Source organism: Burkholderia sp. APQ4-4ca (assembly GCF_057837105.1).
In genome coordinates this window covers 73,580-88,798 of the sequence record NZ_JBYQCG010000232.1, presented here as the reverse complement: position 1 = coordinate 88,798, position 15,219 = coordinate 73,580, and the positions used below count along the sequence as shown (strand labels likewise).

Below are 15,219 nucleotides of genomic sequence, written 5' to 3'. Positions count from 1 at the left end.
GGCCATGCTTCCAACCACCGAAACTGGACTCCACATGCCCGCGTTGCCCAATGCTTCCCGTCGTCAGGCCCTGAAGATCCTCGCCGGCGCGCCGATGCTTCCCCTTTCCGGCCTCGCGCTGCCCGCCCTGCTGACGGGTTGCGCCGGCGACGACGATCCCGCGTCGACGCCGGTCGCCGCTGCCTATACGTCGGCGGCATTCTCGGCGATGGCCGCGCCGACGCTCGACAACGCGGCCGCGATGGCCACGACGACGGTCGGCTCGACGCTGTCGGTGTCGTTCTCGGACGGCTCGTCGCGCAACTTCAAGCTCGCGTACAAGCCGTTCTTCGTGACGGGTGATCTGGTGCCGGACGGCAACGGCGGCACGACGCTCGCGGGCGGCTACTACGACATCAACAACCAGCCGATCATCGATCGCTCGGTCGCGGGCAAGGAACGCCAGTTCTATTCCGACTGCCCGGACGGCAGCTCGCTGCTCACGCTGAAGAACGCGAACGTGCCCGGCGTGAAGGGCAACGCGGTGTTCGCGGTCGTGCAGTTCGAATACACGACGCGCGACCAGGCGAGCGCGTCGCAGTACGGCCAGCTGCCGTCGCCGATCGCGGTGATCACGCTCGACCAGGACCCGGCCACCGGCGCGCTGAAGGTCGTGAAGTACCACAACGTCGACACGTCGAAGGCGCACGGCCTGTGGATCACCTGCGGCGCGAGCCTGTCGCCGTGGGGCACGCACCTGTCGAGCGAGGAATACGAGCCGGACGCGACGAAGGCCGCGACCGACGCGCAGTTCAAGGCATTCAGCAAGAACACGTTCGGCGACGAGACGAAGGCAAACCCCTACCACTACGGCCACCTGCCCGAGATCACCGTGAACCCGGACGGCACCGGCACCGTGAAGAAGCACTACTGCCTCGGCCGCATCTCGCACGAACTGATCCAGGTGATGCCGGACCAGCGCACCGTGATGATGGGCGACGACGCCACCAACGGCGGCCTGTTCATGTTCGTCGCGGACAAGGCGGCCGACCTGTCGGCCGGCACGCTGTACGTCGCGAAGTGGACGCAGACGTCGTCCGCCGGCGCGGGCACCGCGACGCTCACGTGGATCAGGATCGGCCACGCGACCAGCAGCGAGATCGAAGCGCTCGCGAATACGCTGAAGGCGTCGGACATCATGGATCTGGTGACCACCGATCCGAACGATGCGAGCTACACGAAGATCCACTTCGGCGGCAAGTTCAACTGGATGCGCGTGAAGCCGGGGATGGAAAAGGCGGCCGCGTTCCTCGAGACGCACCGCTACGCGGCGCTGCTCGGCGGCAGCATGGCGTTCACGAAGCTCGAAGGCACGACCGTGAACGCGAAGGACAAGATCGTCTACACGGCGATGTCGCGGATCGAAACGTCGATGGTCAAGGGCAACGCGGTGTCGCGCGGCGTCGCGCTCGACAAGAAGATCGCCGCTGGCGCCGTCTACGCGCTGAACCTGAAGGCCGGCCAGCGCGATACGACGGGCGCCGCGATCGACAGCGAATGGGTGCCGGTCGACATGGGCGCGCCGGCCGCGCTGGTCGGCGAGGATCTCGCCGCGGCCGACGCGCTCGGCAACCTCGCGAACCCGGACAAGATCGCGAACCCGGACAACCTGAAGTTCTCCGAAAAGCTGCGCACGCTGTTCATCGGCGAAGACTCGGGCATGCACGTGAACAACTTCCTGTGGGCCTACAACGTCGACACGAAGTCGCTCGCGCGCGTGCTGTCGTGCCCGGCCGGCGCCGAATCGACGGGCCTGCACGCGGTCGACGAGATCAACGGCTGGACGTACATCATGAGCAACTTCCAGCACGTGGGCGACTGGGAATCGCCGCTGCACGACAAGGTCAAGCCGACGCTCGATCCGCTCGTGCGCGCGAACTACAAGGATCGCTTCGGCGCCAGCGTCGGCTACCTGACGGCCGAGCAGACCGGCATCAAGCTCGCGAAAGGCTGATCGGCCGCGCGCGAGGGGCGTTGCTCGTCAGCCGGGCAGGCCCGCCCCTTTCTTCATCATCGTTCATTCGTCGGCGCTCCACGCCGTTTCACGCGCGATGCCCCCTGCGGGCATCGCGCTTTTTTTGCGTGCGGCAATCGTGCTGGCGGCGCAAATCGCGCGCGCAAGCAGGCGCGACACCGGCCAGCGCGAGTGTTTGCGGCGACGGGGGGATAATACGGGCCTGACGCGTCCGGGCGGACGGTCGGAAAGACGGGCAAAAAAAAGCGCCACGGAGACCGTGGCGCTAAAAAAGTTCTAGCCATTCCGAGGGCCGTGCTAGAACCTGAGAGACTGCGCAAAACATCGTTGCCGGTTAAACTCTTGAAACGATGTTTCGAAAACGTGAGACATTCTTTCCGTTTCCGCCCGACAAGTCAAGCGGTATTTGCACCGGTTCATGCACTTTCCGGCAATGCTCTTTTGAGCGTTTTCCTAATAAACCAAGGGTGAACCCGTAAAATCTCATCCAGTGACCGGATCGCCCGCGGAACGTGCATCCTTTGACAATAGTCCTACAATACCAACAAAATTGAAATCGAGTTTCGGAATTAGAGAGAATCCCTCGTGTCGACACCTGTAACCTCGCCCGCGTCGCGGGACCGTGAATCGTCGCCCGACGAGATCACCGCCCTTGCCCGCGGTCTCGCCGTGCTGCGCCGCATCGCGGCTGCCGACGCCCCCGTCAGCAACCGCGAACTGACCGAATTGACCGGCATCCCGAAGCCGACCGTCTCGCGCATCACCGCGACCCTCGTCAGCGCCGGCTTCCTGTTCCAGTTGCCCGACAGCGAGCGCTTCGTGCTCACCGCGTCGGTGCTCGAACTGAGCCACGGCTTCCTGCGCAACTTCGACATCCGCGCGCGTTCGCGGCCGTTCATGATCGAGCTGGCCGAGCGCACGTCGCTGTCCGTGCACCTCGCGGTGCGCGACCGGCTCGACATGGTCGCGATCGACGTGATCCGCCCGCGCTCGGCCGTGCTCGTCACGCGCCTCGAAATCGGCTCGCGGATGGACATCGCGCGGACGGCCGTGGGCCGCGCGTATCTCGCCGCGCTCGAGGACGACGAACGCCGCCTGCTGCTCGAGTCGCTGCGCGCCACCGCCGGCGACGACTGGCCGCACGTATCCGCCCGCCTGACACCCGCGCTCGACGAAGCGATGCGCGACGGCCACGCGATCGCGATCGGCGAATGGCGCGAAGGGCTCAATGCGGTCGCGGCCGGTTTCGTCGGCCCGTCGGGCCAGCGCTACTCGGTGAATTGCGGCGGCGCCGCGCATCAGTGCCCGCCCGAATGGCTGCGGGAACACGTGGTGCCCGCGCTGCAGGAATGCATCGCGAAAATCACCCGCGAAATCGGCGGCGCGCCGGCCCGGCGCATCGGCCTGTAATCGTTTCGTCATCGCGCCGTCGCGTTGTGTAACGACCGTAACCCGTTGAAAGATAGACCGCTGGACTGTAACGGGGACGGCACGTAGGATCATGCCCATCGTCGCGCCGCACTCGCGGTGCGCACCGCTCTTTTCCCGCGCGGATCGGCGGGGCCCCGGACCGAGCCGGGCCGCCCCGTCCCGTCACCCGCACGCCCACGCGCGGCCAGCAGCCCGATTTCCGGCCCGCCGCGCCGTCTTCCTGACAGAACACGATGGATAACGAACAAAAGCCCACGCCCCCTTCGAAAGACCCCGCACCCGCTGTCGCCCGGCGCCCGCGCCGCACGCTGCTGATCGGCACCGTCGCGGTCGTCGTGATCGGCGGCCTGTTGTGGTGGCACCCGTGGAACCGCACGCCGGCGGCCGGCAGCACCGCGAAAGGCGCGGGCGCCAGCGCCGCCGCGGGCAGCCATCGGGGCCGCGGCGGCCCTGCGGCGATGGCGAACATTCCGCAGCCGGTGCAGGTCGCGACCGCGACGCAGGGCGAGATGCCGATCGTGCTGTCCGCGCTCGGCACCGTCACGCCGCTCGCGAACGTGACGGTGAAGACGCAGCTGTCGGGCTACCTGCAGTCGGTGTCGTTCCAGGAAGGCCAGCTCGTCAAGAAAGGCGACGTGCTCGCGCAGATCGACCCGCGCCCGTACCAGGTCGCGCTCGAGAACGCCGAAGGCACGCATGCGCGCGATGAGGCGCTGCTCGCGACGGCCCGCCTCGACCTGAGGCGTTACCAGACGCTGCTGTCGCAGGACTCGATCGCGTCGCAAACGGTCGATACGCAGGCGTCGCTCGTCAAGCAGTACGAAGGCGCGGTGAAGACCGACCAGGCCGCGATCGATTCGGCGAAGCTCAATCTCACGTATGCGCGCATCACGGCGCCCGTCTCGGGCCGCGTCGGCCTGCGCCAGGTCGACCCCGGCAACTACGTGACGCCCGGCGACACCAACGGCATCGTCGTGATCACGCAGTTGCAGCCGATGAGCGTGATCTTCACGACGTCGGAAGACAACCTGCCGCAGATCCTCAAGCAGGTGAACGCGGGCCAGAAGCTGTCGGTCACCGCCTACAACCGCAACAACACGGTGCCGCTCGAGACCGGCTCGCTCGCGACCTTCGACAACCAGATCGACACGAGCACCGGCACGGTCAAGCTGCGCGCGAATTTCGATAACAAGGCAGGCATGCTGTTCCCGAATCAGTTCGTGAACACGCGGCTGCTCGTCGACGTGGTGCGCAACGCGACGATCGTGCCGACCTCCGCGGTGCTGACGGGCTCGATCGGCCAGTTCGTCTATGTCGTGAAACCCGACAACACGGTGACGGTGCGCAAGGTCACGATCGGCCCGGTCGACGGCGAACGCACGAGCATCGTCAGCGGCGTCGCGCTCGGCGAGCGCGTGGTGACCGACGGCTCGGACCGCCTGCGCGAAGGCTCGAAGATCTCGATTCCGGCCGACAAGCCGAAGGGCGCGTCGGGCACGCACGGCGCCAGCGCGGCGTCGGGTGCCTCGGGCGCCGCCGGTCATCGCGGCGGACACAAGCACGGCGCGTCGCAGGCCGCGGCCCCCGCGGCCCAGTAACGCGCGGGCCGCTCGATGAATCCATCCCGTCTCTTCATTCTCCGGCCGGTCGGCACCGCCCTCCTGATGGCGGCGATCATGCTGGCCGGTCTCGTCGCGCTGCGCTTCCTGCCGCTCGCCGCGCTGCCCGAGGTCGACTATCCGACGATCCAGGTCCAGACCTTCTATCCGGGCGCGAGCCCGGAGGTGATGACGTCGTCGGTCACCGCGCCGCTCGAACGCCAGTTCGGGCAGATGCCGTCGCTGAACCAGATGTCGTCGCAAAGCTCGGCCGGCGCGTCGGTGATCACGCTGCAGTTCTCGCTCGACCTGCCGCTCGACATCGCCGAACAGGAAGTGCAGGCCGCGATCAACGCGGCCGGCAACCTGCTGCCGTCCGACCTGCCGGCCCCGCCGATCTACGCGAAGGTGAACCCGGCCGACGCGCCGGTGCTGACGCTCGCCGTCAAGTCGAAGACGCTGCCGCTCACGCAGGTGCAGGATCTGGCCGACACGCGCCTCGCGATGAAGATCTCGCAGATCGCCGGCGTCGGCCTCGTCAGCCTGTCGGGCGGCAACCGCCCGGCCGTGCGGATCCAGGCGAACCCGACCGCGCTCGCGAAGTACGGGATGAACCTCGACGACCTGCGCACGACGATCTCGAACCTGAACGTCAACACGCCGAAGGGCAACTTCGACGGCCCGACGCGCGCGTACACCATCAACGCGAACGACCAGCTGACGAGCGCCGACCAGTACAACAGCGCGGTCGTCGCGTACAAGAACGGCCGCCCGGTGATGCTGACCGACGTCGCGACGGTCGTCGCCGGCTCGGAGAACACCAAGCTCGGCGCGTGGGTGAATGCGGACCCGGCGATCATCCTGAACGTGCAGCGCCAGCCGGGCGCGAACGTGATCGCGACCGTCGACGCGATCAAGGCGCAGTTGCCGAAGCTGCAGGAAACGCTGCCGGCCGCGCTCGACGTCGAGATCGTCACCGACCGCACGACGATGATCCGCGCGGCCGTGCGCGACGTGCAGTTCGAGCTGCTGCTCGCGGTCGCGCTCGTCGTGCTGGTGATGTACCTGTTCCTCGCGAACGTCTACGCGACGATCATCCCGAGCCTGTCGGTGCCGCTGTCGCTGATCGGCACGCTCGCGGTGATGTACATGGCCGGCTTCTCGCTGAACAACCTGTCGCTGATGGCGCTCACCATCGCGACCGGCTTCGTCGTCGACGACGCGATCGTGATGATCGAGAACATCGCGCGCTACGTCGAGGAAGGCGAGACGGGGCTCGAGGCCGCGCTGAAGGGCTCGCGGCAGATCGGCTTCACGATCATCTCGCTGACGGTGTCGCTGATCGCGGTGCTGATCCCGCTGCTGTTCATGGGCGACGTGGTCGGGCGCCTGTTCCACGAGTTCGCGATCACGCTCGCGGTGACGATCGTGATCTCGGCGATCGTGTCGCTCACGCTCGTGCCGATGCTGTGCGCGAAGCTGCTGCGCCATTCGCCGCCGCCGGAGAGCCACCGCTTCGAGGCGCGCGTGCACCGCGCGATCGACTGGGTGATCGCGCGCTACGCGGTCGCGCTCGAATGGGTGCTGAACCGCCAGCGCTCGACGCTCGTCGTCGCGCTGCTGACGCTCGGGCTGACCGCCCTGCTCTACGTGTACGTGCCGAAGGGCTTCTTCCCCGCGCAGGACACCGGCGTGATCCAGGCGATCACGCAGGCGCCGCAGTCGATCTCGTACGGTGCGATGGCCGAACGCCAGCAGACGCTCGCGGCCGCCATCCTGAAAGACCCGAACGTCGACAGCCTCACGTCGTTCATCGGCGTCGACGGCAGCAACATCACGCTGAACAGCGGCCGGATGCTGATCAACCTGAAGGCACGCGACGCACGCACCGAAACCGCCGCGCAGATCATCCGCGACCTGCAGCAGCGCGTCGCGAACGTCACCGGCATTTCGCTGTTCATGCAGCCGGTGCAGGACCTGACGATCGACTCGACGGTCAGCCCGACGCAGTATCAGTTCATGCTGACGAGCCCGAACTCGGACGAATTCGCGACCTGGGTGCCGAAGCTCGTCGCGCGGCTGCAGCAGGAGCCGTCGCTCGCCGACGTCGCGACCGACCTGCAGAGCAACGGCCAGTCGGTCTACATCGAGATCGACCGCGCGAGCGCCGCGCGCTTCGGCATCACGCCGGCGACCGTCGACAACGCGCTGTACGACGCGTTCGGCCAGCGCATCGTGTCGACGATCTTCACGCAGTCGAACCAGTACCGCGTGATTCTCGAGTCGGAGCCGAAGGAGCAGCACTACGCGCAATCGCTGAACGACATCTACCTGCCGTCGGCCGGCGGCGGCCAGGTGCCGCTGGCGTCGATCGCGTCGTTCCACGAGCGGCCGTCGCCGCTGCTGGTCGCGCACCTGTCGCAGTTCCCGTCGACGACGATCTCGTTCAACCTCGCACCGGGCGCGTCGCTCGGCGAAGCCGTCAAGGCGATCGAGGCCGCCGAGAAGGACATCGGCCTGCCCGGCTCGTTCCAGACCCGCTTCCAGGGCGCGGCGCTCGCGTTCCAGGCGTCGCTGTCGAACCAGCTGTTCCTGATCCTCGCGGCGGTCGTCACGATGTACATCGTGCTCGGCGTGCTGTACGAGAGCTACATCCACCCGATCACGATCCTGTCGACGCTGCCGTCGGCCGGCGTCGGCGCGCTGCTCGCGCTGATGATCACCGGGCACGACCTCGACATCATCGGGATCATCGGCATCGTGTTGCTGATCGGCATCGTGAAGAAGAACGCGATCATGATGATCGACTTCGCGCTCGAGGCCGAACGCGTCGAAGGCAAGCCGCCGCGCGAGGCGATCTACCAGGCGTGCCTGCTGCGCTTCCGGCCGATCCTGATGACGACGCTCGCCGCGCTGCTCGGCGCGGTGCCGCTGATCGTCGGCTCCGGCGCGGGTTCCGAGTTGCGCCAGCCGCTCGGGATCGCGATCGCCGGCGGCCTGATCGTGTCGCAGGTGCTGACGCTGTTTACGACGCCCGTGATCTATCTCGGCTTCGACTCGCTCGCGCGCCGCGCGCGCGGCTGGTTCGAACGCCACGGCCCCGACGCCGGCAAGCGTACGGGTGCGTAATCGATGAACCTGTCGCGCCCCTTCATCACCCGCCCCGTCGCGACGACGCTGCTCGCGCTCGGCGTCGCGCTCGCGGGCCTGTTCGCGTTCATCAAGCTGCCGGTGTCGCCGCTGCCGCAGGTCGACTTCCCGACGATCTCGGTGCAGGCGTCGCTGCCGGGCGCGAGCCCGGAGACGGTCGCGACCAGCGTGACGAGCCCGCTGGAGCGACACCTCGGCTCGATCGCGGACGTCTCCGAAATGACGTCGACGAGCACGGTCGGCAATGCGCGGATCATCCTGCAGTTCGGCCTGAACCGCGACATCGACGGTGCCGCGCGCGACGTGCAGGCCGCGATCAACGCGGCGCGCGCCGACCTGCCCGCCGCGCTGAAGAGCAACCCGACCTACCGCAAGGTCAACCCGGCCGATTCGCCGATCATGGTCGTGTCGCTGACCTCGGAGACGGCGTCGCCCGCGAAGGTGTACGACGCCGCGTCGACGGTGCTGCAGCAGTCGCTGTCGCAGATCGACGGAATCGGCCAGGTCACCGTGAGCGGCTCCGCGAACCCGGCCGTGCGCGTCGAGCTCGAACCGCAATCGCTGTTCCACTACGGGATCGGCCTCGAGGACGTGCGCGCGGCGCTGGCTTCCGCGAACGCCAACGCGCCGAAGGGCGCGATCGAGTTCGGCCCGCAGCGCTTCCAGCTCTACACGAACGACCAGGCGTCCCAGGCATCGCAATACCGCGACCTCGTCGTCGCGTACCGCAACGGCTCGGCCGTGCGGCTGTCCGATCTGTCCGACGTCGTCGATTCGGTCGAGGACCTGCGCAACCTCGGTTTGTCGAACGGCAAGCGCGCGGTGCTCGTGATCCTCTACCGCTCGCCGGGCGCGAACATCATCGAGACGCTCGACCGCGTGCGCGCGGCGCTGCCGCAGCTCACCGCGTCGCTGCCGGCCGACATCACGGTCACGCCGGTGCTCGACCGCTCGACCACCATCCGCGCGTCGCTGAAGGACACCGAGCACACGCTGCTGATCGCGATCAGCCTCGTCGTGATGGTCGTGTTCCTGTTCCTGCGCAACTGGCGCGCGACGCTGATCCCGAGCGTGGCGGTGCCGATCTCGATCGTCGGCACGTTCGGCGCGATGTACCTGTTGGGCTTCTCGATCGACAACCTGTCGCTGATGGCGCTGATCGTCGCGACCGGCTTCGTCGTCGACGACGCGATCGTCGTGCTCGAGAACATCTCGCGGCACATCGAGAACGGCAAGTCGCGGATGCAGGCCGCGTTCGACGGCGCGCGCGAAGTCGGCTTCACGGTGCTGTCGATGAGCATCTCGCTCGTCGCGGTGTTCCTGCCGATCCTGCTGATGGGCGGGATCGTCGGGCGCCTGTTCCGCGAATTCGCGCTGACGCTGTCGCTCGCGATCGCGGTGTCGCTCGCGGTATCGCTCACGGTCACGCCGATGATGTGCGCGCGCCTGCTGCCCGAACAGCACGACCCGCAAAGCGAGGGCCGCTTCGGGCGCTTCCTCGAACGCGGCTTCGCGCGCATGCAGCGCGGCTACGAGCGCTCGCTGTCGTGGGCGCTGCGCCGGCCGCTGCTGATCCTGCTGACGCTGTTCGCGACGATCGGGCTGAACGTCTACCTGTACGTCGTCGTGCCGAAGGGCTTCTTCCCGCAGCAGGACACCGGCCTGATGATCGGCGGCATCCAGGCCGACCAGTCGACGTCGTTCCAGGCGATGAAGCTGAAGTTCTCCGAGATGATGCGGATCGTGCAGGGCAACCCGAACGTGAAGAGCGTCGCGGGCTTCACCGGCGGCACGCAGACCAACTCCGGCTTCATGTTCGTCACGCTGAAGGACCGCACCGAGCGCAAGCTGTCGGCCGACCAGGTGATCCAGCAGCTGCGCCCGCGGCTGGCGGACGTGGCGGGCGCGCGCACGTTCCTGCAGGCGGCGCAGGACATCCGCGTCGGCGGCCGGCAGAGCAACGCGCAGTACCAGTTCACGCTGCTCGGCGATTCGAGCGCCGACCTGTACAAGTGGGGGCCGATCCTGACCGAGGCGCTGCAGAAGCGCCCCGAGCTGACCGACGTGAACTCCGACCAGCAGCAAGGCGGCCTCGAGGCGATGGTGACGATCGATCGCGCGACCGCCGCGCGGTTCGGCATCAAGCCCGCGCAGATCGACAACACGCTGTACGACGCGTTCGGCCAGCGCCAGGTCTCGACAATCTACAACCCGCTGAACCAGTACCACGTCGTGATGGAGGTCGCGCCGAAGTACTGGCAGAGCCCGGAGATGCTGAACCAGGTATGGATCAGCACGTCGGGCGGCAGCGCGAACGGCTCGCAGACCACCAACGCCGCCGCCGGCACCTACGTCGCGACCTCGGCCGGCACGTCGAGCGCCGGCACGGCCGCGCAGAGCGCCGCGGCGATCGCGTCCGATTCCGCGCGCAACCAGGCGCTCAACGCGATCGCGGCGAGCGGCAAGTCGAGCGCGTCGTCGGGTGCGTCGGTGTCGACGTCGAAGTCGACGATGATCCCGCTGTCGGCGATCGCGACGTTCGGGCCGAGCACGACGCCGCTGTCGGTCAACCACCAGGGGCTGTTCGTCGCGACGACGATCTCGTTCAACCTGCCGCCGGGCGTGTCGCTGTCGCAGGCGACCCAGGTGATCTATCAGACGATGGCGCAGATCGGCGTGCCGCCGACGATCGTCGGCAGCTTCCAGGGCACCGCGCAGGCGTTCCAGCAGTCGCTGAACGATCAGCCGATCCTGATCCTCGCGGCGCTGCTGGCCGTCTACATTGTGCTCGGGATCCTGTACGAGAGCTACATCCACCCGATCACGATCCTGTCGACGCTGCCGTCGGCCGGCGTCGGCGCGCTGCTCGCGCTGCTGCTGTTCAAGACCGAGTTCAGCATCATCGCGCTGATCGGCGTGATCCTGCTGATCGGTATCGTGAAGAAGAACGCGATCATGATGGTCGACTTCGCGATCGACCAGACGCGCAACAATGGGAAGTCGTCGTTCGACGCGATCCACGAGGCGTGCCTGCTGCGCTTCCGGCCGATCATGATGACGACGATGGCGGCGCTGCTCGGCGCGCTGCCGCTCGCGTTCGGCAACGGCGACGGCGCCGAATTGCGCGCGCCGCTCGGGATCGCGATCGCCGGCGGCCTGATCGTGTCGCAGGTGCTGACGCTCTATACGACGCCCGTCGTCTACCTGTACATGGACCGCTTCCGCGTCTGGGCCGAAAAGCGCCGCAACCGCCGCGGCAATACCGGCGGGCCGGCGGTCGCCGGCGAGTGACGAAAGCGGCTGCCCCTCGGGGCAGCCGTCTTTTTGCGCCTGGTTGACGCGCTCGGTTGCCGGCCTTGTTTGCCGGCCGCGATCGGCTATCGTGTGCCCATGTCCACCGCCGCCCCGCTGCACGGGAGTCCGCCATGAACGTCCAGCTCAATCACACGATCGTCTGGTGCCGCGACAAGCATGCGTCGAGCCGCTTCCTCACCGAACTGCTGGACTTGCCGCCGCCGACGCCGTTCGGCGCGATGCTGGTCGTCGCGCTCGACAACGGCGTGTCGCTCGATTTTTACGAACAGGCGGGAGAGATCCGGTCGCAGCATTACGCGTTCCTGATCGACGAAGCCGCCTTCGATCGCGTGCTCGCGCGCATTCGCGAACGGGGATTGCCGCACTGGGCCGATCCGGCGAAGCGGCACGCCGACGACATCTACCGCCACAACGGCGGACGCGGCGTGTACTTCGACGATCCGGACGGTCACTTCCTCGAAGTGATGACGCGGCCGTATGTGCTGAACGGGTAGCGCGGCCGGCCGGCGTGGCGCCGGCCCGGCCTGCGCGGCGCGGGTGTCGCCCGGTTGCGGACGAGACCCGGCCGACTGCGCGGCTGCCGCCGCTGCCGTTACTCGGCCGCAGCCGTCGTCTTGCGCGGGCGACGTGCGCGCGGCACCGCCTTGCGGGCCGGTTTCTTAGGCTTGGCGGCGGCCGGTGCTTCGGGAGTGCCTTCGACCGGTGCGACGTCATGCGACGGGTGCACGGCCTCGTCCCGAGCGCTGGAAGCGCCGTGCGCCGGCTCGGCGGAGGTCGCCGCGTGCCGCTCGTCATGCGCGGCGTCGCGATGCGGTTCGTCCGCATGCCGGCCGGGCGCGTGCGCTTCGCCACCGTGCGCCGCATCGCCTTGCGCGGCGGCGTCCGGCTTGCCCGCCGCCTGGCGACCGGCGCCCTTCGCGGCCGCCCCCTTCTTCGCGGCGGTCTTCTTGGCCGCGCTCTTGCGCGCGCGCTTGCGGCCATCCTTCGCGTCGCCGTGCGCGTCGGCCACCTCGGGCGTGTCGGCCGTATCGGCCGTGTCGGCCGGCGCCGCGGCGGCGATCTCGGCAAACGCCGCGTCTTCCGCATCGATCTGCACGCTTTCGTGAACGAGCGCTTCCGCCCGCTGCCCGCGGCGGCGCGCCTCGCGGCCGGCCGGCACCGGCTCCGCCGCGCGCGCGCCGTGGTGGCCGCCGTGGTGCGCCGCACCGCCTTCACCGCCCGCCGCAACGTGCTCGGCTGCGGCCGACTGGCGAGCCCGCGACACGAACGCGCCCGACTTGTCGTCGCGCCCCACTTCGAGCAGGCCGCGCGCCTGCGCCTCGTCGAGCAGGTTGCCGAACGCGCGGAACCCGTAGTACGACTCGTTGAAATCCGGCTTGCGGCGCTTGATCGCGCTCTTGAGCACCGACGCCCAGATCTTGCCGACGTCGTCGCGCTCCGACGCGAGCGCGTCGAACGTCTCGACCGCCAGCGCGATCGCCTCGGCCTTGCGCGCGTCCATGTCGTGCTTGCGCGACGGCTCGTCGGGCCGCTTCGCGCCGCCGTTGCCCGCGCGCTGCTGCTGTTCGCGCTTCGCGAGCGCACGCTGCTGCTCGCGCACCAGATCGTCGTAGAAGATGAATTCGTCGCAGTTCGCGACCAGCAGATCCGACGTCGATTTCTTCACGCCGACGCCGATCACCTTCTTCGCGTTCTCGCGCAGCTTCGACACGAGCGGCGAAAAATCCGAATCGCCGCTGATGATCACGAACGTATCGACGTGCGACTTCGTGTAGCAGAGATCGAGCGCGTCCACGACGAGCCGGATGTCGGCCGAATTCTTGCCCGACTGGCGCACGTGCGGGATCTCGATCAGCTCGAAGCTCGCTTCGTGCATCGACGCCTTGAAGCCCTTGTAGCGATCCCAGTCGCAATAGGCCTTCTTCACGACGATGCTGCCTTTCAGCAGCAGGCGCTCCAGCACGGGCTTGATGTCGAATTTCTCGTACTTCGCATCGCGCACGCCGAGCGCGACGTTCTCGAAGTCGCAGAACACGGCCATGCTGACGTTGTCCAGGGGTAATGCCATGTGTACTCCAACCGGTGGGCCGACGCGTTATGCACACGTAGCGGCGAAAAATGCATCGCGCACATGATAGCCGGTCGGCGCGTCATTCCCGAATCCGTGTGAATGAATGACCGCCAGCCCCGCGTGCCGGTGTCCGCGTTGCCGGTATGCCCGCTGCCGGTATGCCCCTGATTACACACCCGCCGCCGGCGCCGATTCGACATTACACTTGAGTTATCGGTCGTCCGTCCCTATCTGGACGGATGACGCATCGAGCAAGGAGCGGTTTCATGACGACGAAGGTACTGCTGATTGGCGCGACCGGACGGACGGGTCAGGCCTGCGCGGATCTGCTGCTCAAGCAGCCGGAGTTCGAGGTCACGGCGCTCGTGCGCCGGCACGGCTATGCGCTGGCGGGCGCACGGGTCGTCGAGGCCGATCTGACGAACGATTTCTCGCACGCTTTCCAGGGCATCACGCACGTGATCTACGCGGCCGGCTCGGCCGAATCGGAGGGCGCCACCGAAGAGGAACAGGTCGACCGCGATGCGGTCGCCCGCGCGGCCGACTACGCGCTCGCCTACAACGCGCAGAAGCTCGTGGTGGTCAGCTCGCTGTCCGCCTACCGGCCCGAGCAGGGCCCAAACGCGCTGCACCACTATTCGCAGATGAAGCGCGAAGGCGACGATCGCGTGATCGCGTCGGGCGTCGACTACGTGATCCTGCGCCCGGGCCCGCTCACGGACGATCCGGGCGTCGGCAAGATCGCGCTGACCGACACGTGGCTCGAGCCCGCGCCGCCCGTCTCGCGCCAGGATGTCGCATGGGCCGCGATCGAGGCGATCAAGCTCGGCATCTCGCGCAAGGTCGTCGGCTTCGTCGGCGGCAGCGTGCCGATCGAGCAGGCGCTGCGCGCGTAACGGCCGGTTGCGCGCCGCCGGGAGGCGGCGCATGCCCGTGAACGCGGCCCGCACGACGGGCCGTTTTCACGCGCGGGCCAGCCGCTTACTGCTTCGGATGCGCGTCGGCCCACGCCTTCACGGCGGCGAGCGTGTTCTCGACGTGCTTGTCGGGCGACAGGCTCGTGTATTCGTAGAGAACCTTCCCTTCCGGCGAAATCACGTAGGACACGCGGTTCGCGCGATCGAGCGCCGGCAGCTTCGCGTCGTACTCGCGGATGATCTTCGCGTCCGGGTCGGCCGCCACCGGGAACTTGCTGCGGCACTCGCTCACCGAGAACTTCGTCAGCGTGTCGATGTTGTCGGCCGACACGCCGATCACCGTCGCGCCGTAAGCCTTGTAACGGTCGACCGCGTCCGCGAACGCATGCGCCTCGATCGTGCAGCCCTTCGTGAACGCCGCCGGATAGAAATACAGCACGACCGGCCCCTGCTTCAGCGCGTCCGCGAGCGAGTACGTGTAAGTCTTGCCGCCCAGCGACGCCCGCGTCGTGAAATCGGGCGCCGCGGCGCCCGGTTTCAGTTCCGCCTGCGCCAGCAGCGCATGGCCGGCCACCAGCGCCGCCACGGCGCCCAGCAACAGTTTTCGCTTCATCTGCGTCCTCATTTCTTATAAAGTCGGCCTCAATATAGGCCACGCGGGCGTTCGCCTGACGAACATCCGCCTGGAAAATCCGGCTCCGCGGCAGCGCGCCTGGGGCCGGC

General features: G+C 67.8%; 9 protein-coding genes. 7 read left to right on the top strand and 2 right to left on the bottom strand.

Annotated elements, in window-relative coordinates; all coding sequences use genetic code 11:
• Positions 1 to 34 precede the first annotated feature (34 nt).
• The 6 genes from AC3IFE_RS28210 to AC3IFE_RS28185 all read left to right on the top strand — a co-directional run bounded on the left by AC3IFE_RS28210 (position 35) and on the right by AC3IFE_RS28185 (position 12,002).
• Positions 35 to 1,993 (top strand): PhoX family protein, encoded by a 1,959-nt coding sequence (locus AC3IFE_RS28210; RefSeq protein ID WP_489193525.1) that lies wholly within the window; start codon positions 35 to 37, stop codon positions 1,991 to 1,993.
• A gap of 606 nt (positions 1,994 to 2,599) precedes the next feature.
• Positions 2,600 to 3,424: an IclR family transcriptional regulator gene (locus AC3IFE_RS28205; RefSeq protein WP_089467041.1), complete on the top strand. Its 825-nt coding sequence runs from the start codon at positions 2,600 to 2,602 to the stop codon at positions 3,422 to 3,424.
• A 254-nt stretch (positions 3,425 to 3,678) separates the two neighbouring features.
• Entirely contained in the window at positions 3,679 to 5,043 is a 1,365-nt protein-coding gene (locus AC3IFE_RS28200) for an MdtA/MuxA family multidrug efflux RND transporter periplasmic adaptor subunit (protein ID WP_489193373.1), read from the top strand.
• Between the two features lie 15 nt (positions 5,044 to 5,058).
• Positions 5,059 to 8,172 carry an MdtB/MuxB family multidrug efflux RND transporter permease subunit gene (locus AC3IFE_RS28195; RefSeq protein ID WP_089467039.1) on the top strand — a complete coding sequence of 1,038 codons (3,114 nt, stop codon included), beginning with the start codon at positions 5,059 to 5,061 and terminating at the stop codon, positions 8,170 to 8,172.
• 3 nt (positions 8,173 to 8,175) lie between these two features.
• Positions 8,176 to 11,484: an efflux RND transporter permease subunit gene (locus AC3IFE_RS28190; protein WP_089467038.1), complete on the top strand. Its 3,309-nt coding sequence runs from the start codon at positions 8,176 to 8,178 to the stop codon at positions 11,482 to 11,484.
• A gap of 134 nt (positions 11,485 to 11,618) precedes the next feature.
• A complete protein-coding gene (locus AC3IFE_RS28185) occupies positions 11,619 to 12,002 on the top strand; it encodes a VOC family protein (RefSeq protein WP_089467037.1) in 384 nt (127 codons plus the stop codon).
• A 98-nt stretch (positions 12,003 to 12,100) separates the two neighbouring features.
• Here the strand turns inward: AC3IFE_RS28185 and AC3IFE_RS28180 are convergent, their stop codons facing one another.
• Positions 12,101 to 13,576: an NYN domain-containing protein gene (locus AC3IFE_RS28180; RefSeq protein ID WP_489193370.1), complete on the bottom strand. Its 1,476-nt coding sequence runs from the start codon at positions 13,574 to 13,576 to the stop codon at positions 12,101 to 12,103.
• A 269-nt stretch (positions 13,577 to 13,845) separates the two neighbouring features.
• Between AC3IFE_RS28180 and AC3IFE_RS28175 the strand changes: the two genes are divergently transcribed.
• Positions 13,846 to 14,475, top strand: coding sequence for an SDR family oxidoreductase (locus AC3IFE_RS28175; RefSeq protein WP_489193368.1), 630 nt, complete (start codon positions 13,846 to 13,848; stop codon positions 14,473 to 14,475).
• Positions 14,476 to 14,560: 85 nt separating this feature from the next.
• Here AC3IFE_RS28175 and AC3IFE_RS28170 read toward each other — a convergent pair whose 3' ends face one another.
• Positions 14,561 to 15,109 (bottom strand): peroxiredoxin, encoded by a 549-nt coding sequence (locus tag AC3IFE_RS28170; protein ID WP_089467034.1) that lies wholly within the window; start codon positions 15,107 to 15,109, stop codon positions 14,561 to 14,563.
• Between the last annotated feature and the right edge of the window lie 110 nt (positions 15,110 to 15,219).

Coding starts and splice junctions, on each gene's coding strand:
- AC3IFE_RS28210 (WP_489193525.1), top strand. CDS start 35: ATGCCCGCGTTGCCCAATGCTTCCCGTCGTCAGGCCCTGAAGATCCTC.
- AC3IFE_RS28200 (WP_489193373.1), top strand. CDS start 3,679: ATGGATAACGAACAAAAGCCCACGCCCCCTTCGAAAGACCCCGCACCC.
- AC3IFE_RS28195 (WP_089467039.1), top strand. CDS start 5,059: ATGAATCCATCCCGTCTCTTCATTCTCCGGCCGGTCGGCACCGCCCTC.
- AC3IFE_RS28190 (WP_089467038.1), top strand. CDS start 8,176: ATGAACCTGTCGCGCCCCTTCATCACCCGCCCCGTCGCGACGACGCTG.
- AC3IFE_RS28185 (WP_089467037.1), top strand. CDS start 11,619: ATGAACGTCCAGCTCAATCACACGATCGTCTGGTGCCGCGACAAGCAT.
- AC3IFE_RS28180 (WP_489193370.1), bottom strand. CDS start 13,576: ATGGCATTACCCCTGGACAACGTCAGCATGGCCGTGTTCTGCGACTTC.
- AC3IFE_RS28175 (WP_489193368.1), top strand. CDS start 13,846: ATGACGACGAAGGTACTGCTGATTGGCGCGACCGGACGGACGGGTCAG.
- AC3IFE_RS28170 (WP_089467034.1), bottom strand. CDS start 15,109: ATGAAGCGAAAACTGTTGCTGGGCGCCGTGGCGGCGCTGGTGGCCGGC.